We start from the raw sequence: 22707 nt of genomic DNA on the forward strand, positions 1-22707 counted from the left end.
AAGTTGCGATTAAAGTTATACAATGTTTATCAACTTGTACATAGAAAATGGAAAAAATATGTTAATTTTCTTAATGTTTTTCGTAACATATTGATTTATATGGTTTTAAAATTGTACAAATCTTAAGGTAAACATCGAGTGGAGATGTACGAGTTGTACAGGTATGCAGGAAGGCAAGAACGCCAGCGAAAAGAGGGTGTTAATGTGATTTATTTGTTAATGACTCGGGCTCTTTTACAGGACTTATGCGGGTAGACCTGCTACTGTAATATCTTATTGGCTTTCATCTCTTCTGTCGGAAACTTCATGCTCACTACCATCATTTATCGCAGCCATATCTGCGACAACGTGTCAATTAAATCGCTCGAAAGCATGGTTGCTGAAGCAAATGTCAAGAATAGTCAGGAAAACGTGTCGGGTATTCTGCTTTTTAACGGCACCCACTTTTTTCAGCTATTAGAAGGACCTGAAGAGAAGGTCGAGGAAATTTACCGCCGTATCTGCGCAGACCCGCGGCACCATAACCTCGTGGAGCTGCTCAGGGATCATGGACCGATGCGGCGCTTTGGTAAAATTGGCATGGAACTCTTTGATTTACGAGAGTTTGACCGCGATGAAGTGCTGCAGGCTGTGCTGGATAAAGGGACCACAAAATATCAGCTCACCTATGACGACAGAGCGCTCCATTTTTTCCGTACCTTCGTCGAAGCCACGGAAAAGGAAAACTATTACGAAATTCCTGCGGCTGAAAGCTGGGAGTTTGTGATAGAAGACGCTGCCTGCTACCCTGAAACTCCGCTGCAAGAGGCCGAATGCAGCTTTGCTTTTCAGCCGGTCATCGATCCGTTTGCCAAAGAGGTCGTCTCCTACGAAGCGCTGCTGCGCACGACTTCCGGTGATTCGCCAGCGGTCTATTTTGACGGACTTTCGCGAGAGGAAATCTACTGGACGGATCTCCACAGCAAGCGCATTGCCTTCGCCATGGCGGGACTTTTGCACCTCCGTGGACGCACGTTGTCGATTAATCTGCTGCCCATGACGCTGGTGAATGTTCCCAACGCTGTCGAATTTCTGTTAGCGGAAATTGAAGCCAGCGGTTTGATCCCTGAGCAAATTATTGTGGAATTTACCGAAAGCGAAGCCATTTCCCGTCTTGATGAATTCACCGATTCCGTGCGTAAGCTCAAGTCTGCGGGAATTCGCGTGGCTATCGATCATTTTGGCGCCGGGTTTGCCGGGCTGTTGCTGCTGGCTCAGTTTCAGCCGGACCGCATCAAGATTAATCGCCAACTGGTCAAAGATATCCATAAGCACGGCCCAAAACAGGCAATCGTTCAGGCGATTATTAAATGCTGTCACTCCCTGGAAATCGCCATTTCTGCGGTGGGTATCGAGCAGGCGGAGGAGTGGATGTGGCTGGAGTCAGCGGGGATTACGCATTTCCAGGGAAATTTATTTGCCAGTCCGTGTCTGGGAGGCATTCCGCCGGTAGCATGGCCAGAGAAAAAAATAGCGTGTGAGCTTCTTTAAATTTTGACTCCGGCTCAGCGCAGCGTGTCGGTTAAAAAGCGGTGTATAACGGTAAAATAAGCCCTGTTTTTTGCCCGGTATATCGGCGCCCGACCTGTTTATTTTAGCTGTACAAGAAAAGTTAATTGTACAACCAGGCTAAATTCGTTAATTTAGTCGGTAAAGTATTATCAGGTTAGAGGGCGCTAATGGCATATTACAGCATCGGTGAGGTTGCCGAACGTTGCGGAATCAACCCCGTGACTTTGCGTGCATGGCAGCGAAGATATGGTTTGCTAAAGCCGCAGAGAAGCGAGGGAGGCCACCGCCAGTTTGACGAGGAGGACGTTCAGCGCATTGAGGAAATCAAACGCTGGATCGATCGCGGGGTCTCCGTGGGCAAGGTTAAGGCGCTTCTGGAAGGCCATCAACCTGAAACGCAAGACGCTGCCGTCCTGCTCCAGGAAGAGATGATGACGCTTCTGCGAGGTGTCCAGCCCTCAAAATTACGCACCCGCATCATGTCCCTCAGCCATGAATATCCCGTAGATAAACTGATTGACCGGCTCTTTGTCCCCGTCCGCAGTAAGCTCAATCTCGATCCGAATACCTCCATGGCGATTATCAGTATGCTGGACGGTATCCTGATTGATTGCGTAGCGTCCATTCTTGCGGAATCGCGCAAAAAGGTGGGGAAAGAGACGCTGTTGGTGGGGTGGGGTAATGAAGACCGTACCCGTCTGTGGCTGGAAGCGTGGCGTTTATCGCAGCGCGCCTGGCACGTCAACGTGCTGGCGGAGCCGCTAGATTCTCCTCGCCCGGAACTGTTTCCTGGTCAGCATATTTTTGTCTGGACCGGCCGCGCGCTGACCCCCTTGCAGGCAGAATTACTTAGCCACTGGCAAAGCCAGGGCTTCACCATTGAGTTTCACGGAGAGTAAGCGTCTTAGAGGGTTAGCAGCGGAACATTTTTAGAGATGTTATTCCGCCGCTTGTCTTCCTGAAGCATGGCAACATGCGCTGGCAGGTAAATTATCAGAAATTGAGCTGGGTCCAGGCTTTAAACGTTTCGCTGCGGCTAATATTAAAAAAATCTGTCCGACCCGAGCAGCCGAGCTTTTTGATTAAGGTCAGGCGAATTTGATAAATTGTTTTAATATGTAAATTCAGCGACTTCCCTATATTTGCCATCGCTTCACCATCGTTCATCAGGCGAATCACTTCTTTTTCGCGATTGGTAAAAACGATACTTTCAGATTCCCGGTCCGGCTTCTTACCGAACAAGGTGGGGCGGAGAATAAACGATTTTATCTCAGCGGGCGTTGAGCGCGCCGGGATTCTGTACATTGGTATTTCGCTCAGGAAGTTCAAATCATTACCGTCGGTGAGCAGGACAAAACGAACTCTTTTGCGATCGTAATGATGATTAAGCACCGCATAATAGTTATCGCTGGTGAAAAAGACATATTTTCCATGAAAACAGCCTGGTGATAATGAATCGAGTACAAGCTGTAATCCTTGACGAAGAAGGTTATTGTTAATCCAAAGATCGTAATGATTAAAAAAGTGACCTTGCTTGTCGTTATTCATTTGTCCTCCGAGGTAGAAGTGTTAATAATGGCTTAATTTAACAAATCACATATCATGCTTAGTGATGGTTTTTACCACGTAGCACATGCAGCGTTTGGATATATAAATCGGCGAGTATTTCATTTTTCTCAAGATTCAGGCGCCGCTGAACCTCAACGATTAAACGCTCATGGCTAACGGCTTCGCTCTCCGTCTGGGTCTGCACCATGTGTTCGATATTTTTCAGCAAAGCAGAGTTAGAAATAAACTCTGCAGGAATAGTATTTTTAATCTGCATGGTATATCTCGGGTTATGTTAGACAATAAATCAACAAACAAAGATGCGGGATAAAAATCATCTTTGCTCTACGGTTCTTCACCATTTCAAAGGAAATGGTGTGCATTTTTTTAAATCATAAGAATGCTGTAATGCAGAATTTAAAACTTACGTAATAACTATAGTCACGATCTTCAGGATGTACAATTTTTCCGAATTAATTTTGTACATTTAGTTGGTTTTTTTAACATTTACTTATAACATATTGCTTTGTATAGTTATTTTTTGTAAAGGTAATGTGAAAAAGTTGTACAGGACGGCGTCTGTACAGGGATAACCTACAGGATGAGGGGATAGCGGTGAAGAAGCGGGAAGGGCACAGCGGGAAGAGAAAGAGACAAAGGGGGAATAGCTTCCCCCTTTTGGCGTAAGCGTTACTGCTTCGGTTCAGCGACGACAAAGCTTCCCACGCCGCGGTTGTTGTATTCCCACATGCGGTTGAAGTTAGCGTCATTCAGGTTACGCTGCGGGTTGCCTTTGGCATCCGCAGTACCGGTGTTGCCGCTAAACGGACGGTTTGAACCGACGGCATCAGCCCACGGTTTGGCAATATTAAAGCCTTCATTAATGACGCTATCGCGAATAACGACCTGGCCATTGGTGTTGCCGTCAACGTCCAGAGAGCGGCCCAGCTGCGCGACGTTATCGCCGGAAGCGGTAAAGCGGCTGTTGATCGCCAGGAAGCCGTAGGTCACGCTCTTCAGGGTCGCTGGCGCAAAGACGTAGCCCTCTTTCTGGGTGCGCGAATTGACCACACGGAAGTCGGTATTGTCGAACACGACCGCCCCACGACCGGAAACGATATCGACGTCGCCTTCAATATAGCTGTTGCTGACCAGGGTTCGGGTCTGACGGTTATCCTGCAGGCGGTTTTGTACGCCGCTGTTGGTCACGAAAAAGGTGTTCTGGCGACCGAGGATATTCACCTTGTTAATCTGTACCCGATCGCCATCGCTACGCAGCGCCACGGCCTGATGGGTGCCCGCGTCTACGCTGTCGCCGAGGTTGTTGGCGATAGTCAGGTTCTGTAGCTGGAGATCGTTATTCTGCGACCAGAATACCGCTGAGCACATCACGCCAACGGTGGCGGCACGTCTGCTCTGGCAGCTGTCGTACATATACCAGGCCGGTTTGCCCGGCATATATTTGCCGCCCGGATTAACCTGGTGACGCCAGGAGACCGGATCCATTTCTGAATCAATCGCTGCGCTGATTTTTACATCAATCGGCTTCTCACCGGTGCCGTACAGGGTCAGCGCGCCAGGCGCCGCCGGAACGTATACGGTGCCCGCATATTCACCCGGCATGATGGCGATAAACTGACGACGATTGGAGTGGCGGGTAATCGCTGCATCCACCGCGGCCTGAATCGTGGTGTGGGTTACCCCCTGGGTACCCGCAGGACCCACGACAAAATCCGGCTGCGCCGGGAGGCTGATGGCGGACGGGCTCCACGCAGCGGCGTTAGGATCGAGGGACTGGAAATAGCTCGCCGGTAAGAAGTTTTTCGCCTCATCGGCGGTTAAAACTGGACGAGAGGCCGTGCCCGGCGCTGTTTGCGTTGAGGGCTGTTGGTCGGCAGGCGTCGAACTACAGGCGGACAACGTCACGCCAAAGGCCAGCGCCAGCGCCAGGCGGGAAACGGAATATGTGTTCATGTTGCTCCGGGCAAGAATAAATTAAGGGTATAGGTCCTTTAAAGCCTGCTGTTTTATACCAACTTAAGCGAAACGGGAAGACGTAGCGCAAAAAAGTTGCTTCTTTACATAATAAGAGCCGGAAACGTGCCGCTTTTGATCACAAATAGATAACATTTGCCGGGGGCTGAGTTGACATTTCTCGCGGAATCAAAATAAATGTCTATACAACCCATGACAAGTTGACCGCTATGACACACACACCTTCCGAACGCCTAATCTGGCGAAACGTCCGTCTGGCCACGCTCGATCCGCGTTTCTCTCAGCCGTATGGACTCGTGGAGCATCATGCGCTGCTGGTGCGCGATGGACGCATTGAAGCCATTGTGCCCGAAAGCGAGGCGCCCGCAGGGCAGAGTATTGACCTCGGCGGCAGGCTGCTCACGCCGGGGCTGATTGATTGCCACACGCACCTGGTCTTCGGCGGCAGCCGGGCGCAGGAGTGGGAGCAGCGCCTCAACGGCGTCTCCTACCAGACCATTAGCGCCAACGGCGGCGGCATTAACGCGACCGTGCGCGCCACCCGGGAAAGCAGCGAAACGGAGCTGCTGGCGCTGGCCCGGCAGCGGCTGGCTCGTCTGCTGCGCGAAGGGGTCACCACCCTGGAGATCAAGTCCGGCTACGGGCTGGATCTCGCAAACGAACGTAAAATGCTGCGGGTTGTACAACAGCTTGCCGCAACGCATACCGTTGAGATTTCCCCCACTCTACTCTCCGCCCACGCCACGCCGCCGGAATATAAAGGCGACCCGGAAGGCTATATCAATCTGGTATGCGAAACCATTCTGCCCACGCTGTGGGAAGAGGGGCTATTTGAAAGCGTCGATGCCTTCTGCGAAAACGTCGGCTTTACCCCCGCGCAAACTGAACGGGTTTACAGCACGGCCCAGGCATTAGGTATCCCGGTAAAAGGTCACGTTGAGCAGCTCTCTTCGCTGGGCGGCGCCGAATTAGTGAGCCGCTATAAAGGCCTGTCCGCCGACCATATTGAATACCTGACCCCAGAGGGCGTGGCGGCGATGAGCCGCAGCGGCACCGTGGCGGTGCTCCTGCCCGGCGCGTTCTATTTCCTTAACGAAACCCGCAGGCCGCCGGTTGAACTGCTGCGCGAATATCAGGTTCCGATGGCGGTGGCGACGGACTACAACCCCGGCACCAGCCCCTTCGCCAGCCTGCATCTGGCGATGAATATGGCCTGCGTGAAATTTGGCTTAACGCCGGAGGAGGCGTGGGCAGGCGTAACCCGTCATGCGGCTCAGGCGCTGGGCCGCCAGGCGAGCCACGGTCAGCTGGCGCCGGGCTTCGTTGCTGATTTTGCTATCTGGGACGCGGAGCATCCGGTTGAGATGGTTTACGAGCCGGGGCGCAGCCCGCTCTGGCAGCGCGTGGTGCGAGGAGAAATCGCATGAAGCTATGACAACCGACGGCCGCCGGGATTTGGCAGGGACGCGACCACAGCGCGGAGGCGCGGCAAATCGCCCATTGGTGGCAGTAGCGATTCAGTATATTCTGGACGTTTCGCCGCCCATTCGCACAAGGAAGCCCGGCCATGTTCTCATCGCAACCTCGTTCCGCGCCTGCGCCTTTCTATGAAAAGGTGAAACAGGCTATTAGCGAAAAGATCCACAGCGGCGTCTGGCGTCCACACGATCGCATTCCTTCGGAGGCGGAGCTGGTGGCGCAGTTTGGCTTTAGCCGGATGACCATCAATCGGGCGCTGCGCGAGCTGACCGATGAAGGCCGGCTGGTGCGATTACAGGGGGTGGGGACGTTTGTCGCGGAGCCGAAAGGGCAGTTGGCGCTGTTTGAAGTGCGCAGCATCGCGGAGGAAATTACCTCTCGTCATCATCAGCACCGCTGCGAGGTGGTGCTGCTGGAGGAAACGCAGGCGGATCTGATTCAGGCCGCGGCGCTCAACGTGGCCGCCGGTACGCGGATTTTCCATTCGCTGATGGTGCATTTTGAAAATGAGGTACCGGTACAGATTGAGGACCGCTGCGTCAACGCCGCCGTGGTGCCGGACTATCTGCGTCAGGACTATACCGCGACCACGCCCCACGACTATCTGTCGCTGATCGCCCCTCTGACCGAAGGGGAGCACATTGTTGAGGCGGTGCAGGCAACGGCGGAGGAGTGCGCGCTGCTGCATATTCACGCGCACGACCCGTGTCTGCTGATCCGCCGCCGCACCTGGTCCACCACCCATATCGTTTCCCACGCGCGCCTGATTTTCCCCGGCAGCCGCTACCGTCTGCAGGGCCATTTTGGTTCCTGATCTTCCTGCGCGTCGGCAAAACGTGATTGCTGACGCAATATAACAAAAATGTATCTTTTGTGTTAAATCCTGGCTTGCGTATGCTTGTATAGACAAGTATATGTATCTATGTACACAACGTTAATTGTCAGGAGAAACCCCCGATGTCGCAAAGCAAATACCGCCAGCAGGACGTACGTGCACCGCGTGGCACAACGTTAAATGCGAAGAGCTGGCTGACCGAAGCTCCGCTGCGTATGCTCATGAATAACCTCGACCCGGATGTCGCCGAAAACCCGCATGAGCTGGTGGTGTATGGCGGCATCGGACGCGCGGCGCGCAACTGGGAATGCTATGACGCTATCGTGAAGGCGCTGAAAAACCTCGAGAGCGACGAAACGCTGCTGGTCCAGTCCGGTAAGCCGGTGGGCGTATTCAAAACCCATGAAAACTCGCCGCGGGTGCTGATCGCCAACTCCAACCTGGTGCCGCACTGGGCAACCTGGGAACACTTTAACGAGCTGGATGCCAAAGGGCTGGCGATGTACGGCCAGATGACCGCCGGCAGCTGGATCTACATTGGCAGCCAGGGCATCGTGCAGGGCACCTATGAAACCTTCGTTGAGGCAGGCCGCCAGCACTACCAGGGCAGCCTGAAGGGGCGCTGGGTGTTGACCGCCGGTCTGGGCGGCATGGGCGGCGCGCAGCCGCTGGCCGCGACCTTAGCGGGCGCCTGCTCGTTGAATATCGAATGCCAGCAGAGCCGCATCGATTTCCGCCTGCGTACCCGCTACGTTGATGAACAGGCGACGTCGCTGGATGACGCGCTGGCGCGCATCAAAAAATACACCGCCGAGGGCCGGGCAATCTCTATCGCACTGTGCGGCAATGCGGCAGAGATCGTACCGGAAATGGTCAAACGCGGCGTGCGCCCGGATATGGTGACCGATCAGACCAGCGCCCACGATCCGCTGCACGGCTATCTGCCGAAAGGCTGGAGCTGGGAAGAGTACCAGGCTAAGGCCGAGTCGGACCCGCAGGGCACTATCCTGGCGGCGAAACGCGCAATGGCCGACCACGTGCAGGCGATGCTGGCATTCCACGAAATGGGCGTGCCGACGTTTGACTACGGCAACAACATTCGCCAGATGGCCCAGGAGATGGGCGTTGGCAACGCGTTTGCTTTCCCAGGCTTCGTTCCCGCCTATATCCGCCCGCTATTCTGCCGCGGCATCGGCCCGTTCCGCTGGGTTGCCCTGTCCGGCGACCCGCAGGACATCTATAAAACCGACGCGAAAGTGAAAGAGATCGTTAAAGACGATAAGCACCTGCATCACTGGCTGGATATGGCCCGCGAGCGTATCAGTTTCCAGGGGCTACCGGCGCGTATCTGCTGGGTAGGCCTCGAATGGCGGCAGAAGCTGGGGCTGGCGTTTAACGAAATGGTCCGCAGCGGCGAGGTCTCCGCGCCGATCGTCATTGGCCGCGACCATCTTGACTCCGGCTCCGTTGCCAGCCCGAACCGCGAGACGGAAGCGATGCGCGATGGTTCCGACGCCGTCTCCGACTGGCCGCTGCTCAACGCCTTACTGAATACCGCCAGCGGGGCGACCTGGGTGTCGCTGCATCACGGCGGCGGCGTCGGGATGGGCTTTTCGCAGCACTCCGGCATGGTTATCGTCTGCGACGGTACCGATGAAGCGGCGGCGCGCATTGCCCGCGTCCTGCACAACGACCCGGCGACCGGCGTGATGCGTCATGCCGACGCGGGCTACGATATCGCGATTGAGTGCGCGACAGAACAAGGTTTGAATCTTCCGATGGTGGCAGCAACGCAGGGGCACGCTAAATGAACGCTTTAACACTGATTCCGGGTCAACTCAGCCTGTCGCAGCTGCGCGACGTCTACAGCCAGCCGCTGAACATTACGCTAGACGAAAGCGCGTTCGCGGCGATTGATGACAGCGTTGCCTGCGTCAACGCGATTCTGGCGGAAGGCCGCACCGCCTACGGTATCAACACCGGTTTTGGCCTGCTGGCGCAGACGCGCATCTCAACCGAAGATCTGGAAAACCTTCAGCGATCGCTGGTGCTGTCGCACGCGGCGGGGATTGGCGAACCGCTGGATGATGACCTCGCGCGTCTGATTATGGTGCTGAAAATTAACAGCCTGTCGCGCGGCTTTTCCGGCATTCGCCTGAGCGTGATTCAGGCGCTGATTGGCCTGGTCAACGCGGGCGTGACGCCGTGGATCCCGGCGAAGGGATCGGTCGGCGCCTCCGGCGACCTCGCGCCGCTGGCGCATATGTCTTTGACCCTGCTTGGCGAAGGGAAAGCGCGCGTGCGCGGCGGGGAGTGGCTGCCGGCGACGGAAGCGCTGCGTCAGGCGGGGCTTGAGCCGATTACTCTGGCGGCGAAAGAGGGGCTGGCGCTGCTCAACGGCACGCAGGCGTCGACGGCGTTTGCCCTGCGCGGCCTGTTCGAAGCCGAAGACCTGTTCGCTTCCGCGGTAGTTTGCGGGTCGTTAACCACCGAAGCGGCGCTCGGTTCGCGTCGTCCGTTTGATCCGCGCATTCACGAAGCGCGCGGTCAGCGCGGGCAGATTGACGCCGCGGCGCACTATCGCCATCTGCTGACCGACGACAGCGCGATTTCCCAGTCGCACCATAACTGCACCAAGGTGCAGGATCCGTACTCTCTGCGCTGCCAGCCGCAGGTGATGGGTGCCTGCCTGACCCAGCTTCGCCAGGCGGCGGAAGTGCTGCTGGTTGAAGCCAACGCGGTATCCGATAACCCGCTGGTGTTCGCCAGCGAGAACGACGTGATTTCCGGAGGTAACTTCCACGCCGAACCGGTGGCGATGGCGGCGGATAATATCGCGCTGGCGATTGCCGAAATCGGATCGCTGTCGGAGCGCCGTATCGCGCTGATGATGGACAGCCATATGTCGCAGCTGCCCCCTTTCCTGGTCAAAAACGGCGGCGTCAACTCCGGGTTTATGATTGCCCAGGTGACGGCGGCGGCGCTGGCCAGCGAGAACAAAGCGCTGTCGCACCCGCACAGCGTGGACAGTCTGCCAACCTCCGCTAACCAGGAAGACCACGTCTCGATGGCCCCGGCCGCCGGCCGCCGCCTGTGGGCGATGGCGGAAAATACCCGCGGCGTACTGGCCGTTGAGTGGCTGGCCGCCGTGCAGGGTCTGGATATGCGCGAAGGCCTGAGCAGCAGCCCGCTGCTGGAAGAGGCGCGCCACCTGCTGCGCGAACGGGTGACCCATTACACCGAGGACCGCTTCTTCGCCCCGGACATCGAAAACGCCATTGCGCTCCTGGCGGCGCGTCATCTGACGCGGCTGCTGCCTGCCGTGCTTTGAGACCAACGCTAAACCATCGCTGTTCTCTGTACCTGCGCCGGGAGGATCTCTTCCTCCCGGCCACCCTACACGCATATTTGTCGTCGTATAAAAACTATCAGGACACTTGCATATGCAACAACAAAACAAGCCACACCTGCTGCGCGGGCTGAATGCCCGGCACATTCGTTTTATCGCCCTCGGCTCCGCCATCGGTACCGGGCTGTTCTACGGCTCGGCATCGGCGATCAAGGCCGCGGGCCCGGCGGTACTGCTGGCCTATCTGATCGGCGGCGCGGCGGTGTTTATCGTGATGCGGGCGCTGGGGGAAATGGCGGTACGCAACCCCGTTTCCGGCTCCTTCAGCAGCTACGCGCGCCAGTATCTTGGCCCGCTGGCGGGTTTTATTACCGGCTGGACCTACACCTTTGAGATGGTGATCGTCGCCCTCGCGGACGTTACCGCGTTCGGCATCTATATGGGGCTGTGGTATCCCGATGTTCCCCGCTGGATCTGGGTGCTGAGCATTATCTTTTTTATCGGCGCCATGAACCTGTGCAGCGTGCGCGTTTTCGGCGAGATGGAGTTCTGGCTGTCGCTGATCAAAGTGGTGGCGATTATTGCCATGATTGTGGCGGGCGGCAGCATCATTTTCTTTGGATTCGGTAACGCCTTTCCGGCAACCGGGCTGGAGAATTTGTGGAGCCACGGCGGCTTTGCCCCTAACGGCTGGGAGGGGATTATAGCCTCGCTCGGTATCGTGATGTTTGCCTTTGGCGGCGTCGAGATTATCGGCGTGACCGCGGCGGAAGCGAAGAATCCGCAGAAGGTGATCCCGCAGGCGATCAATACTATCCCGCTGCGAATCGTGCTGTTCTATGTCTGCACCCTGGCGATTCTGATGGCGATTTTCCCGTGGAACAGCTTCGGCGAGCGGGGCAGTCCGTTCGTGCTGATTTTTGATGGTCTGGGGATTCCGGCGGCGGCCACCATCCTGAATATCATCGTGATCAGCGCCAGTATTTCGGCGATTAACAGCGATATTTTTGGCGCGGGGCGCATGATGTACGGCATGGCGAAAGAGGGGCTGGCGCCGAAGAGCTTCCAGCGCATCGCCAGCAACGGGGTGCCGTGGATGACGGTGGTGGTGATGGGCGTAGCGCTGCTGGCGGCGGTGGTGCTGAACTACCTGATGCCGGAGCAGGTGTTTGTGCTGATTGCCTCGCTGGCGGCCTTCGCGACGGTGTGGGTCTGGCTGATGATCCTGCTGGCCCACTTTGCGATGCGTCGCGGCCTGTCCGCTGAAGAGCGCGGCAATATCGCGTTCCCGGTGCCGTTCTGGCCGGTGGCGCCGCTGCTGACGCTGCTGTTTATGGGACTGGTCATCGCGGTGCTGGGGATGGTGGAGGAGACGCGGATTGCGCTTATCGCCGGTCTGGTATGGCTCGGGCTGCTGACGGCGGTGTGGTTTGCGCGGGTGCGCAAAAACGCCGTGCAGGCGGTGACGGAGTCGTGATTGTTTTGGTTTACCCGGGTTGCGGCTGACGCCTTACCCGGGCTACCTAATCGCACTCACCTGTAGCCCGGATAAGGCGTTTACGCCGCCATCCGGGGCTTAGCTAAACAGGGCGGTAATCGACGCGCTGCCGAGGCTGTGGAAATGGACGTTAAAGCCGACCATCGCGCCGCTCGCGCCCTCATCGACCGCAATTTTTTCGACGTCCAGCGCGTGGACGGTAAAGATATAGCGATGGGTCTCGCCTTTTGGCGGCGCCGCGCCGCCGTATCCGGCCTGGCCAAAATCGGTACGGGTCTGAATCGCTTCTTCGGGCAGTTCCGCCTGTCCGGAGCCGGCTCCCTGCGGTAACACGCGGGTATCGGCCGGAAGATTGGCTACCAGCCAGTGCCACCAGCCGGAGCCGGTTGGCGCATCGGGATCGAAGCAGGTCACCACAAAGCTTTTGGTTCCGGCCGGCACATCGTCCCACGCCAGATGCGGCGAGATATTATCGCCATCGTAGCCCATGCCGTTAAAGACATGACGATTGGGCAGCTTCTCACCATCCTGTAAATCATGACTGATTAATTTCATCGTCTCTCCTCGTAGTCATCCGCTGATTAGCCAGAAAGTGTAGCGCGAGAGAGGCGCCATTACCGTCGCTTATTCGCTAAAAAATGTTTCTTCCTGAACCGCAGCGTTTACCGCCCGCGTCAGGCGGCTCAGCTGATCCGGCGTAATGATGTACGGCGGCATCAGGTAAATCAGGCGACCGAACGGGCGGATCCACACGCCTTGTTCGACGAAAAAGCGCTGCAGGGCGGCCATATTCACCGGCCGATGCGTCTCGATCACGCCAATCGCTCCCAGCACCCGCACATCGGCAACCTGCGTGGATTCGCGCGCCGGCGCCAGCTCGGCGCTGAGCTGCGCTTCAATGGCTGCCACCTGCTGCTGCCATTCGCCGCTTTCCAGCAGGCGCAGGCTCTCGGTCGCCGCCGCGCAGGCCAGCGGGTTGCCCATAAAGGTCGGGCCGTGCATAAAGCAGCCGGCTTGCCCGTCGCTGATAGTTTCTGCCACCTGACGGGTGGTGAGGGTGGCGGAGAGGGTCATGGTGCCGCCGGTCAGCGCTTTGCCGAGGCACAGAATATCCGCCGCAATCCCCGCGTGCTCGCAGGCGAACAGCTTACCGGTTCGACCAAAGCCGGTGGCGATCTCATCGGCGATCAGCAGGATGCCCTCGCGATCGCACATCCTGCGGATCCGCCTGAGCCACTCGGGGTGGTACATCCGCATTCCGCCCGCGCCCTGAACAATCGGCTCGAGGATCACCGCGGCGATTTCATGGCGGTGGGCGGCCATCAGGCGGGCGAACGGCACCATATCCCGCTCATCCCAGTCGCCATCGAAGCGGCTCTGCGGCGCCGGGGCGAAGAGGTTATCCGGCAGATAGCCCTGCCACAGGCTGTGCATTGAGTTCGTCGGATCGCAGACCGACATCGCGCCGAAGGTATCGCCGTGATAGCCGTTGCGGAAGGTGAGAAAGCGCTGGCGCGGGTCGCCTTTCGCCTGCCAGTACTGCAGCGCCATTTTCATCGCCACTTCGACGGCGACGGAGCCGGAATCGGCGAGGAACACGCATTCGAGGCTTTCCGGGGTCATCGCCACCAGCTGGCGGCACAGGGCGACCGCGGAAGGGTGGGTAATCCCACCGAACATGACGTGCGACATCTGGTCAATCTGCGCTTTCATCGCCGCGTTCAGGCGCGGGTGATTGTAGCCATGAATGGCCGCCCACCAGGACGACATGCCGTCAACCAGCTGCCCGCCGTCGGCGAGGGTCAGCTCACAGCCGTGGGCGGCCACGACCGGATAGACCGGCAGCGGCGAAGTCATTGAAGTGTAAGGGTGCCAGATGTGGCGCCGATCGAAAGCGAGATCGTCCGTTGTCATAATCGACTTGTAAACCATTTTGAAAACATTTAGGTTTACGAGTATAAACCGAACCAACAATTAACAAAACCCTTTGGAGAGGCTAATGGCTCACCCCCCCCGCTGGACAATGTCGCAAGTTACTGAGTTATTTAATAAACCCTTTCTGGAACTGCTGTTTGAAGCGCAACAGATCCATCGCCAGCACTTCGACCCGCGCCAGGTTCAGGTCAGCACGCTGCTGTCGATTAAGACCGGCGCCTGCCCGGAAGACTGCAAATACTGCCCGCAAAGCGCTCGCTATAAAACCGGTCTGGAATCCGAACGCCTGATGGAGGTTGAACAGGTGCTTGAGTCGGCGCGACAGGCGAAACAAGCCGGTTCAACCCGCTTCTGTATGGGGGCGGCGTGGAAGAATCCGAACGATCGCGATATGCCGTATCTTGAGCAGATGGTGAAAGGGGTGAAAGCGCTAGGGCTGGAAGCGTGCATGACCCTTGGCACGCTCAACGATAGCCAGGCCCAGCGTCTGGCCGGCGCCGGTCTGGATTACTACAACCACAACCTCGATACCTCGCCGGAATTCTACGGCAATATCATCACCACCCGCACCTATCAGGAGCGCCTCGATACCCTCGATAAAGTGCGCGATGCCGGAATTAAAGTGTGCTCCGGCGGTATTGTCGGGCTGGGGGAAACGGTCAAAGACCGCGCCGGGCTGCTGCTACAGCTGGCCAATCTGCCGACGCCGCCGGAAAGCGTGCCGATTAACATGCTGGTGAAGGTCAAAGGCACGCCGCTGGCGGATAACGACGACGTGGACGCCTTTGATTTTATTCGTACTATCGCCATCGCGCGCATCATGATGCCGACCTCGCACGTGCGCCTCTCCGCCGGTCGTGAACAGATGAACGAACAGACCCAGGCGATGTGCTTTATGGCCGGGGCGAACTCGATTTTCTACGGCTGCAAGCTGCTGACCACGCCAAACCCGGAAGAGGACAAAGACCTGCAGCTGTTCCGCAAGCTGGGGATTAATCCGCAGCAGACCGAGGTACTTGAAGGCGATAACGCCCAGCAGCAGCGCCTGGAGCAGGCGTTGATGAACCCGGATACCGAGGAATATTACAACGCGGCGGCGCTATGAGCTGGCAGCACCGCATCGAGCTGGCGCTGGCGGAACGGCAGGCGGCGGATGCCTTGCGCAGTCGCCTGCCGGTGACGCTGGGCGCAGGACGCTGGCTCAGCCGCGAAGGGCGGCGCTGGCTCAATTTTTCCAGCAACGATTATCTTGGCCTCAGCCAGCATCCGGCTATCGTCAAGGCCTGGCAGCAGGGTGCGGATCGCTACGGCGTCGGCAGCGGCGGCTCCGGCCACGTCAGCGGCTATAGCGAGGCGCACCGCGCGCTGGAGGAGCAGCTGGCCGGCTGGCTGGGCTATCCGCGCGCGCTGCTGTTTATTTCCGGCTTTGCCGCGAATCAGGCGGTGATTGCCGCGCTGGCGGGCAAAGAGGATCGGATTGTCGCCGACCGTCTCAGCCACGCTTCGCTGCTGGAAGCCGCCAGCCTAAGCCCGGCGCAGCTGCGGCGTTTTCAGCACAACGACAGCCGCCATCTCGACGATTTGCTGGCGAAACCGCTATCCGGCCAGCAGCTGGTGGTGACCGAAGGCATTTTTAGCATGGACGGCGATAGCGCGCCGCTGGCTGAGGTTTATCAGGCGGCGCGGGCGGCCGGTGCGCTTCTGCTGGTTGACGACGCGCACGGTATCGGCGCGCTCGGCGAAGAGGGGCGCGGCAGCTGCTACGCGCAGCAGGTACGCCCGGATCTGCTTATCGTCACCTTCGGTAAAGCGTTTGGCGTCAGCGGCGCGGCGGTGCTGTGCAGCGAGGCGCTGGCGGATTATCTGCTGCAGTTTGCCCGCCATCTGATTTACAGCACCGCCATGCCGCCGGCGCAGGCGGTGGCGCTGAGCGCCGCGCTGGCCGTGATTCGCAGCGACGAGGGTCAGCAGCGGCGGGAAACGCTGGCCGGCCATATCGCCGACTTTCGCCGGGGAATGTCCCACTATCCCGGGGAGCTCACTGATTCCGGCAGCGCGATCCAACCGCTGATCGTCGGCGACAACGCCCGCGCGCTGCGGCTGGCGGCACGTCTGCGTGAGGAAGGCTGCTGGGCGACGGCCATTCGCCCGCCGACGGTCCCCGTCGGCAGCGCGCGGCTGCGCCTGACGCTGACCGCCGCGCACGAGTCTGCCGATATCGCCCGCCTGCTGGAGGTGCTGCATGACGGCGGTGAATAAGCGCGCCGTCGCGGCGGCGTTTGGCCGCGCGGCGGGACATTACGCTCAGCACGACGAATTACAGCGTCTTAGCGCCTCTCTGCTGCTGGAACAGCTCGATATCAAGACCTTTCCTGAGGTGCTGGACGCGGGCTGCGGCCCCGGCAGCATAAGCCGCTTCTGGCGCGATGCAGGGAGCCGGGTGACGGCGCTGGATCTTTCCGTCGACATGCTGGCGGAGGCCCGCCGCGGAAACTGCGCGCACCGCTACGTCGAGGGCGACATCGAAGCGCTGCCGCTGGCGGACGGCTGCGTTGATCTGGCGTGGAGCAACCTTGCGGTTCAGTGGTGCGGCAATCTCGTGACCGCCATTGATGAGCTGTCCCGGGTCGTGCGGCCCGGCGGCCGCGTGGCGTTTAGTACGCTGCTGTCAGGTTCGTTACCTGAGCTCAATCAGGCCTGGCGAGCCATCGATGAGCGGCCGCACGCCAACCGTTTTCTCAGCGAGCAGGCGGTGCGTCAGGCGCTGGCCGGTCGCCGCGCCAGCGGCCACGTCCACGCCATCACGCTGCCGTTTCCCGACGCGCTCAGCGCGATGCGCTCGCTTAAAGGCATTGGCGCGACCCATCTGCACCACGGACGCAGCCCTGCGCCGCTCAGCCGCGGCAAGCTGCGGCAGCTCCAGCTCGCCTGGCCGCAGCAGCAGGGCCAGTGCCCGCTGACGTATCATCTTTTTACAGGAGTTATCGAACGTGACTAAACGTTTCTTCGTTACCGGCACCGACACCGAGGTGGGGAAAACCGTCGCCAGCTGCGCGCTGCTGCAGGCGGCCAATCGCGAGGGATTTAAGAGCGCTGGCTACAAACCGGTGGCTTCCGGCAGCGACTATACGGCCCAGGGATTACGTAATGAGGATGCGCTGGCTTTACAGCGCAATAGCCGCGTGGCGCTGCGCTACGAGCAGGTCAATCCGTTCACCTTTGCTGAACCGACGTCACCGCATATTATCAGCGCCGATGAAGGGAGACCGATTGACGCCGCCGCGATTTCTGCTGGACTGCGCGAGCTGGAAGCGCTGTCCGACTGGCTACTGGTGGAAGGGGCGGGGGGCTGGTTTACGCCGCTGTCAGAAACGCTGACCTTTGCCGATTGGGTAGAGGAAGAGCGGCTGCCGGTGATTTTAGTGGTCGGCGTTAAGCTGGGGTGCATCAACCATGCCATGCTGACCGCTCAGGCGGTGCTGCAGGCCGGGCTGCAGCTGGCGGGCTGGATAGCCAACGATATCCAGCCGCCCGCCAGGCGCCACCCTGAATATCTGGCAACGCTGAAACGCGTGCTGCCCGCGCCGTTTCTTGGCGAGATCCCGTGGCTGGCGGAGGCGGCTCAGCGCGAGGATCTCGGTCAGTATCTCGACCTCAGCGCGCTGGATCGGGCGTCATCCACTTCGCCAGCAGCGGGGCATCCAGCTGGATAACGTCGCCCTGAGCTACGCTGCGTCCACAGTGCAGCAGACAGAAACGATCCGCCACCCGACGAATAAACGGCAGGTGCTGTTCGGCGATCAGCACCGTCAGGCCAATATCGCGGTTCAGGCGCATCAGTAAATCCCCGAGTTTGTGCAGGAAGCGCTGGCCGCCGCCGCGCGAAGGTTCGTCGAGGATCAGCAGGCGCGGACGGGTTATCAGCGCCCTGGCCAGCGCCAGCTGGTACTGATCGTCGGCGCTCAGGGTAATCCCTTTACTTTGGCGCAGAGCGTACAGCTCGGGGAACAGATCGTAAATCTCTCCGGCGACCGCTGACGCCGGTTCGCCGCCCGCCGCAAGGGCAATGTGCAAATTTTCCTCCACGCTCAGCTGCGAAAAAATCCGTTTATCCTGCGGTACATAGCCAATGCCGATGGCGCTGCGCGACTGCGCGGAGAGCGGCATCAGGTCATAGGGCGCCGATCCTCCGTCCTGCCAGGTGATAGTGCCGCTGGCCACCGGTAGATGACCGGTAATACAGTTGACGAGCGTGGTTTTCCCCATTCCCTGGCGCCCCATGACGCAAGTGCATTTACCGGGTTTGAGCTCAAGGTCAACATTCCACAGCGTGTGCTGGCTTCCGTAATAGTGGTTCACGGCGCGTAGACTCAACATAGACGTTTTCTCCTTTCCTGGGATAGCAGGCGACGAGAAGATTCTGCAAATCTCTTGCCAGGAAAAAGAACTCTCGGTATTTGCTGGTCAATACAGGTGCGACCGGGCACAAGCGGACCGACCTTGCACTTTCCCGGTGCCCGCGCGCTGAAATGTGGTGCAAAAAATAACAAAAAATCTAGCCACTCTTCGCCAATAAACAGCAAAAAAAATTCAATTAATTTTTTTCGCGGCGGGTTTGGCCGGGGCGACGGGTTTTGTTCGGGTGGCTCGGGTCATGGGCTGCAGACAGTTATCCACTATTCCTGTGGATAACCTTGTGTATTAGAGTTAGAAAACTTGCGGTAAGCTAGAGAGTACGCGGCCTGCGGCCGAATTGGCGCGAAACCCGTCTTTTATTAAATTCTATTAAATATCAATTATTTAAATAAAATCAATGCCTGTAAGAAAAGTGTCACCGACTGCCATAAAACATTCATCCCCTCGCTTGACAAATGTTAAATGGCCATACTTTTTGGGGATAACCCTGAAGCGTGGTCGATTATCCCGTAAAGCGGTTTTTATTCGTCCATGTTGGCGGTAAAAAGCGCTAATTAGTCCGACTACGATAATACGACACTGTTTTTATATCCAGTATTTTTTATTGGCAAAAGCTGAGCCGGCGAGTAGAATTAAACACCTGCCGTTCAACCCTTCTTCAGGTTCTGATTGATGAGTAAACCGTTCAAGCTGCATTCTGCTTTCCGTCCCTCCGGCGATCAGCCGGAAGCCATTCGTCGCCTGGAAGAGGGGCTGGAAGATGGCCTGGCGCATCAAACTCTGCTCGGGGTCACCGGCTCAGGTAAAACGTTTACCATCGCCAACGTCATTGCTGACCTGCAGCGTCCGACGATGGTGCTGGCGCCAAACAAAACCCTGGCGGCGCAGCTATACGGCGAAATGAAAGAGTTCTTCCCGGAGAACGCGGTGGAGTATTTCGTCTCGTACTACGACTACTACCAGCCGGAAGCCTACGTGCCAAGCTCGGACACCTTCATCGAGAAAGATGCGTCGGTGAACGAACATATTGAACAGATGCGTCTGTCGGCGACCAAAGCGCTGCTGGAGCGTCGCGACGTGGTGGTGGTGGCCTCGGTCTCCGCTATCTACGGTCTGGGCGATCCGGATCTGTATCTGAAAATGATGCTGCATCTGACGGTCGGCATGATTATCGACCAGCGCGCTATTTTGCGCCGCCTGGCCGAGCTGCAGTACACCCGCAACGATCAGGCCTTCCAGCGCGGTACCTTCCGCGTGCGCGGCGAGGTGATTGATATCTTCCCGGCGGAGTCTGACGATATCGCGCTGCGCGTTGAGCTGTTCGATGAGGAAGTTGAGCGCCTGTCGCTGTTCGATCCGCTGACCGGTCATATTGAGTCGACGATCCCGCGCTTCACCGTTTATCCCAAAACCCACTACGTCACCCCGCGCGAGCGTATCGTCCAGGCGATGGAAGAGATTAAAGTTGAACTGTCGGAGCGGCGTAAGCGATTGCTGGAGAACAACAAGCTGCTGGAAGAGCAGCGTCTGAGCCAGCGTACGCAGTTCGACCTCGAAATGATGAACGAGCTGGGCTACTGCTCGGGGATTGAAAACTACTCGCGCTATCTGTCGGGCCGCGGGCCGGGCGAACCGCCGCCGACGCTGTTTGACTACCTGCCGGCCGATGGTCTGCTGGTCATCGATGAGTCCCACGTCACGATCCCGCAGATCGGCGGTATGTACCGCGGGGACCGGGCGCGCAAAGAGACGCTGGTGGAGTACGGTTTCCGCCTGCCGTCGGCGCTCGATAACCGTCCGCTCAAGTTTGAAGAGTTTGAGGCCCTGGCGCCGCAAACCATCTATGTTTCGGCGACGCCGGGAGCCTATGAGCTGGATAAATCCGGCGACGAGGTGGTGGACCAGGTCGTCCGTCCTACGGGGCTGCTGGATCCGGTCATCGAAGTGCGTCCGGTAGGCACCCAGGTCGACGATCTGCTCTCGGAGATTCGCATCCGCACCGCGATCAACGAGCGCGTGCTGGTCACGACGCTGACCAAACGCATGGCGGAAGATTTAACCGAATATCTGGAAGAGCACGGCGAGCGGGTGCGTTACCTGCACTCGGACATCGACACCGTGGAGCGCATGGAGATTATCCGCGACCTGCGCCTCGGCGAGTTTGACGTGCTGGTGGGGATCAACCTGCTGCGTGAAGGTTTGGATATGCCGGAAGTTTCGCTGGTGGCGATCCTGGATGCCGATAAAGAAGGCTTCCTGCGCTCTGAACGCTCGCTGATTCAGACCATTGGCCGCGCGGCGCGAAATATCAACGGCAAAGCGATTCTCTACGGCGATAAAATCACTCCATCGATGGCGAAAGCGATCGGGGAAACCGAGCGCCGCCGCGAGAAGCAGCAGGCGTACAACGAAGAGCACGGTATCGTTCCGCAGGGTCTGAATAAGAAAGTGGTCGACATTCTGGCCCTCGGTCAGAATATCGCGAAAACCAAAACCAAGGGGCGCGGCAAGTCTCGCTCACCGGTTGAGGCGGATGTCGTCGTGCTAACGCCGAAGGCGCTCCAGCAGAAGATTCACGAGCTGGAAGGGCAGATGATGCAGCACGCGCAGAACCTGGAGTTCGAAGAGGCGGCGCAAATTCGCGACCAGCTTCACCAGCTGCGCGAGCTGTTTATCGCCGCTTCGTAGCGGCGTTGCCAGCTAAATATCGCCCGGGCCTTACCGGGTCTTCGGGCGATGGACGGAATGTGTTTTTCGTAGGCCGGGTAAGACGCCAGCCGCCACCCGACAGAAAAGCGGACATATGAGCCAAAACGAGGTGGCCGAAACGCTTTGGTTATTTGTTGCCCCTCTGTCGCGATTTTCCGTGATGCTTAATGTTGGCTTAATCTTGTTTGGCGAAACTATCCTCACTTTACTGAGGATAGCGCCATGCAAAAATTAACCTTCCGCGAATACCTGGCAGTCACCTGCGCGTTTGTTATCGTCGTTGCCTTTTTCCATCAGTGGGTGCTGACGTTCTGACGCGAAGCTTTAGGGAAGAGTACCCAGGCGCGAACGCCGGGCCCGGGCTGTCGGTTATGTAAAAAGAACTGCGCGTCGTGCAGCTGCGCGATGCGGGTGACGATGCTTAACCCGAGACCAATACCGCCATAGCGGCTGTCCATGCGGACGAACGCTTTGCTTAACTCACCGCTTTTAGCCTCATCAATTCCCGGGCCTTCATCCTCAACGGCCAGAATGGGCGTTGGGCCAGGCGCTATCGACACTTTAATCGTCGACCCCGTCGGGCTATAACGATGCGCGTTTTCGACCAGGTTACGTAAAATAACCTGCACCAGCGTGGCGTCGCCCGACACGATTGCCTCTCCATCCTTGACGTTGATCGCCAGCGTCTGCTGGCGCTGCTGCAGCATTGTCTCAAGCTCGCTCTGCAGCGGTTCGATTACATCCTCTTTCAGCGCAACCTGCTGATAGCTTCCGGCGGAGAATGACTGGCCAACGCGCGCCAGCTGAAGCAGTTGGGTAATGCTATTGGTCATTTGATCGAGACGCTGAATTAGCGGGTCCACGCTAACGCCATGCACTTTCGCCAGAAGCTCCAGGTGCAGACGCAGCCCGGCCAGCGGCGTGCGCAGCTCATGGGCGACATCGGCGGTAAACAGACGCTCGCGATCGAGGGTTAAATTCAGGCGGGACACCAGCTGATTAATCGCGGTGGTCACCGCGGTGACTTCAGGAACCGATTCCTTCAGCGTGATAGGCTGCAGATTGTCCGGGGTGCGGCTTTCCAGCTCGAGCTGCAGTCTGGAAAGCGGCTTTGTGATTTTTTTCACCGCCAGCAGGGAGATATACAGCGCCAGGCCGATAATCAGCAGGCTTGGGATCAGCAGACTGGCTACCGCTTCGCGAACCTCATGCTCTATATGCTTCTGATTGTTATGCCCTTCAATGGCGCTGGCGACCAGCAGCTGAATCTGCTCCTGACTTTCATGCCACAGCCAGAACACGCTGATGAGCTGACAAACGGCCAGAATAGCGCCAATTGTCAGCAGCAGCCGATGACGCATAGTCCAGTTTTCACTGACAAAAAAAGCCATA

At 58.0% G+C, this 22707-nt stretch carries 19 protein-coding genes; 12 read left to right on the top strand and 7 right to left on the bottom strand.

Annotated features, from left to right (window positions below):
- Positions 1–306: 306 nt before the first annotated feature.
- Both F8562_RS00120 and F8562_RS00125 read left to right on the top strand, forming a co-directional pair.
- Positions 307–1530 (top strand): diguanylate phosphodiesterase, encoded by a 1224-nt coding sequence (locus F8562_RS00120; RefSeq protein WP_014837855.1) that lies wholly within the window; start codon positions 307–309, stop codon positions 1528–1530.
- Positions 1531–1718: 188 nt separating this feature from the next.
- Complete coding sequence (locus F8562_RS00125) at positions 1719–2450, top strand: MerR family transcriptional regulator (protein ID WP_014228475.1); 732 nt, start codon at positions 1719–1721, stop codon at positions 2448–2450.
- Between the two features lie 94 nt (positions 2451–2544).
- On the opposite strand, the gene F8562_RS00130 is transcribed toward F8562_RS00125, so the two are convergent.
- The 3 genes from F8562_RS00130 to F8562_RS00140 all read right to left on the bottom strand — a co-directional run bounded on the left by F8562_RS00130 (position 2545) and on the right by F8562_RS00140 (position 5073).
- Complete coding sequence (locus tag F8562_RS00130; RefSeq protein WP_004849021.1) at positions 2545–3099, bottom strand: LuxR C-terminal-related transcriptional regulator; 555 nt, start codon at positions 3097–3099, stop codon at positions 2545–2547.
- Positions 3100–3157: 58 nt separating this feature from the next.
- Positions 3158–3376: a hypothetical protein gene (locus F8562_RS00135; RefSeq protein WP_014228477.1), complete on the bottom strand. Its 219-nt coding sequence runs from the start codon at positions 3374–3376 to the stop codon at positions 3158–3160.
- A 413-nt stretch (positions 3377–3789) separates the two neighbouring features.
- Entirely contained in the window at positions 3790–5073 is a 1284-nt protein-coding gene (locus F8562_RS00140; protein ID WP_014228478.1) for a putative acyl-CoA thioester hydrolase, read from the bottom strand.
- A gap of 230 nt (positions 5074–5303) precedes the next feature.
- Between F8562_RS00140 and hutI the strand changes: the two genes are divergently transcribed.
- From hutI to F8562_RS00165, 5 genes are all read left to right on the top strand, one after another.
- A complete protein-coding gene (hutI, locus tag F8562_RS00145; protein WP_032718701.1) occupies positions 5304–6521 on the top strand; it encodes an imidazolonepropionase in 1218 nt (405 codons plus the stop codon).
- 140 nt (positions 6522–6661) lie between these two features.
- Positions 6662–7387 (top strand): histidine utilization repressor, encoded by a 726-nt coding sequence (locus tag F8562_RS00150; protein WP_094909286.1) that lies wholly within the window; start codon positions 6662–6664, stop codon positions 7385–7387.
- A gap of 143 nt (positions 7388–7530) precedes the next feature.
- Positions 7531–9219 (top strand): urocanate hydratase, encoded by a 1689-nt coding sequence (gene hutU, locus F8562_RS29400; protein WP_004849031.1) that lies wholly within the window; start codon positions 7531–7533, stop codon positions 9217–9219.
- Positions 9216–10739, top strand: a complete 1524-nt coding sequence (gene hutH, locus F8562_RS00160) for a histidine ammonia-lyase (protein ID WP_014228482.1) — start codon at positions 9216–9218, stop codon at positions 10737–10739. Before hutU ends, hutH begins: the two co-directional genes overlap by 4 nt.
- A 112-nt stretch (positions 10740–10851) precedes the next feature.
- Positions 10852–12234, top strand: a complete 1383-nt coding sequence (locus F8562_RS00165; RefSeq protein WP_004849033.1) for an amino acid permease — start codon at positions 10852–10854, stop codon at positions 12232–12234.
- Between the two features lie 99 nt (positions 12235–12333).
- Here the strand turns inward: F8562_RS00165 and F8562_RS00170 are convergent, their stop codons facing one another.
- Both F8562_RS00170 and bioA read right to left on the bottom strand, forming a co-directional pair.
- Positions 12334–12810, bottom strand: a complete 477-nt coding sequence (locus F8562_RS00170; protein ID WP_009653774.1) for a kinase inhibitor — start codon at positions 12808–12810, stop codon at positions 12334–12336.
- 69 nt (positions 12811–12879) lie between these two features.
- Positions 12880–14169 (bottom strand): adenosylmethionine--8-amino-7-oxononanoate transaminase, encoded by a 1290-nt coding sequence (gene bioA, locus F8562_RS00175; protein WP_032694541.1) that lies wholly within the window; start codon positions 14167–14169, stop codon positions 12880–12882.
- Positions 14170–14254: 85 nt separating this feature from the next.
- Between bioA and bioB the strand changes: the two genes are divergently transcribed.
- Genes bioB through bioD form a run of 4 tightly spaced genes read left to right on the top strand, consistent with a single transcriptional unit; the run spans position 14255 to position 17903 of the window.
- A complete protein-coding gene (bioB, locus tag F8562_RS00180) occupies positions 14255–15295 on the top strand; it encodes a biotin synthase BioB (RefSeq protein ID WP_042934044.1) in 1041 nt (346 codons plus the stop codon).
- A complete protein-coding gene (bioF, locus tag F8562_RS00185) occupies positions 15292–16449 on the top strand; it encodes an 8-amino-7-oxononanoate synthase (protein ID WP_014228485.1) in 1158 nt (385 codons plus the stop codon). Before bioB ends, bioF begins: the two co-directional genes overlap by 4 nt.
- On the top strand, positions 16433–17188 hold the full coding sequence (gene bioC / locus F8562_RS00190; RefSeq protein WP_014837860.1) for a malonyl-ACP O-methyltransferase BioC: 756 nt from the start codon (positions 16433–16435) through the stop codon (positions 17186–17188). The genes bioF and bioC overlap by 17 nt, the downstream gene beginning before the upstream one ends.
- Complete coding sequence (bioD, locus tag F8562_RS00195) at positions 17181–17903, top strand: dethiobiotin synthase (RefSeq protein WP_014837861.1); 723 nt, start codon at positions 17181–17183, stop codon at positions 17901–17903. The genes bioC and bioD overlap by 8 nt, the downstream gene beginning before the upstream one ends.
- On the opposite strand, the gene F8562_RS00200 is transcribed toward bioD, so the two are convergent.
- Positions 17845–18567: an ABC transporter ATP-binding protein gene (locus F8562_RS00200; RefSeq protein WP_014228488.1), complete on the bottom strand. Its 723-nt coding sequence runs from the start codon at positions 18565–18567 to the stop codon at positions 17845–17847. The two genes, bioD and F8562_RS00200, sit on opposite strands and share 59 nt — an antisense overlap.
- Positions 18568–19278: 711 nt before the next feature.
- On the opposite strand from F8562_RS00200, the gene uvrB reads away from it, so the two are divergent.
- Entirely contained in the window at positions 19279–21294 is a 2016-nt protein-coding gene (gene uvrB, locus F8562_RS00210) for an excinuclease ABC subunit UvrB (RefSeq protein ID WP_014837862.1), read from the top strand.
- Positions 21295–21608: 314 nt separating this feature from the next.
- Here the strand turns inward: uvrB and pmrB are convergent, their stop codons facing one another.
- A complete protein-coding gene (gene pmrB, locus F8562_RS00220) occupies positions 21609–22706 on the bottom strand; it encodes a two-component system sensor histidine kinase PmrB (protein WP_014228490.1) in 1098 nt (365 codons plus the stop codon).
- Position 22707 lies beyond the last annotated feature (1 nt).

It is taken from the genome of Klebsiella sp. RCJ4, from assembly GCF_009025755.1.
Classification (GTDB): Bacteria; Pseudomonadota; Gammaproteobacteria; order Enterobacterales; family Enterobacteriaceae; genus Klebsiella; species Klebsiella michiganensis.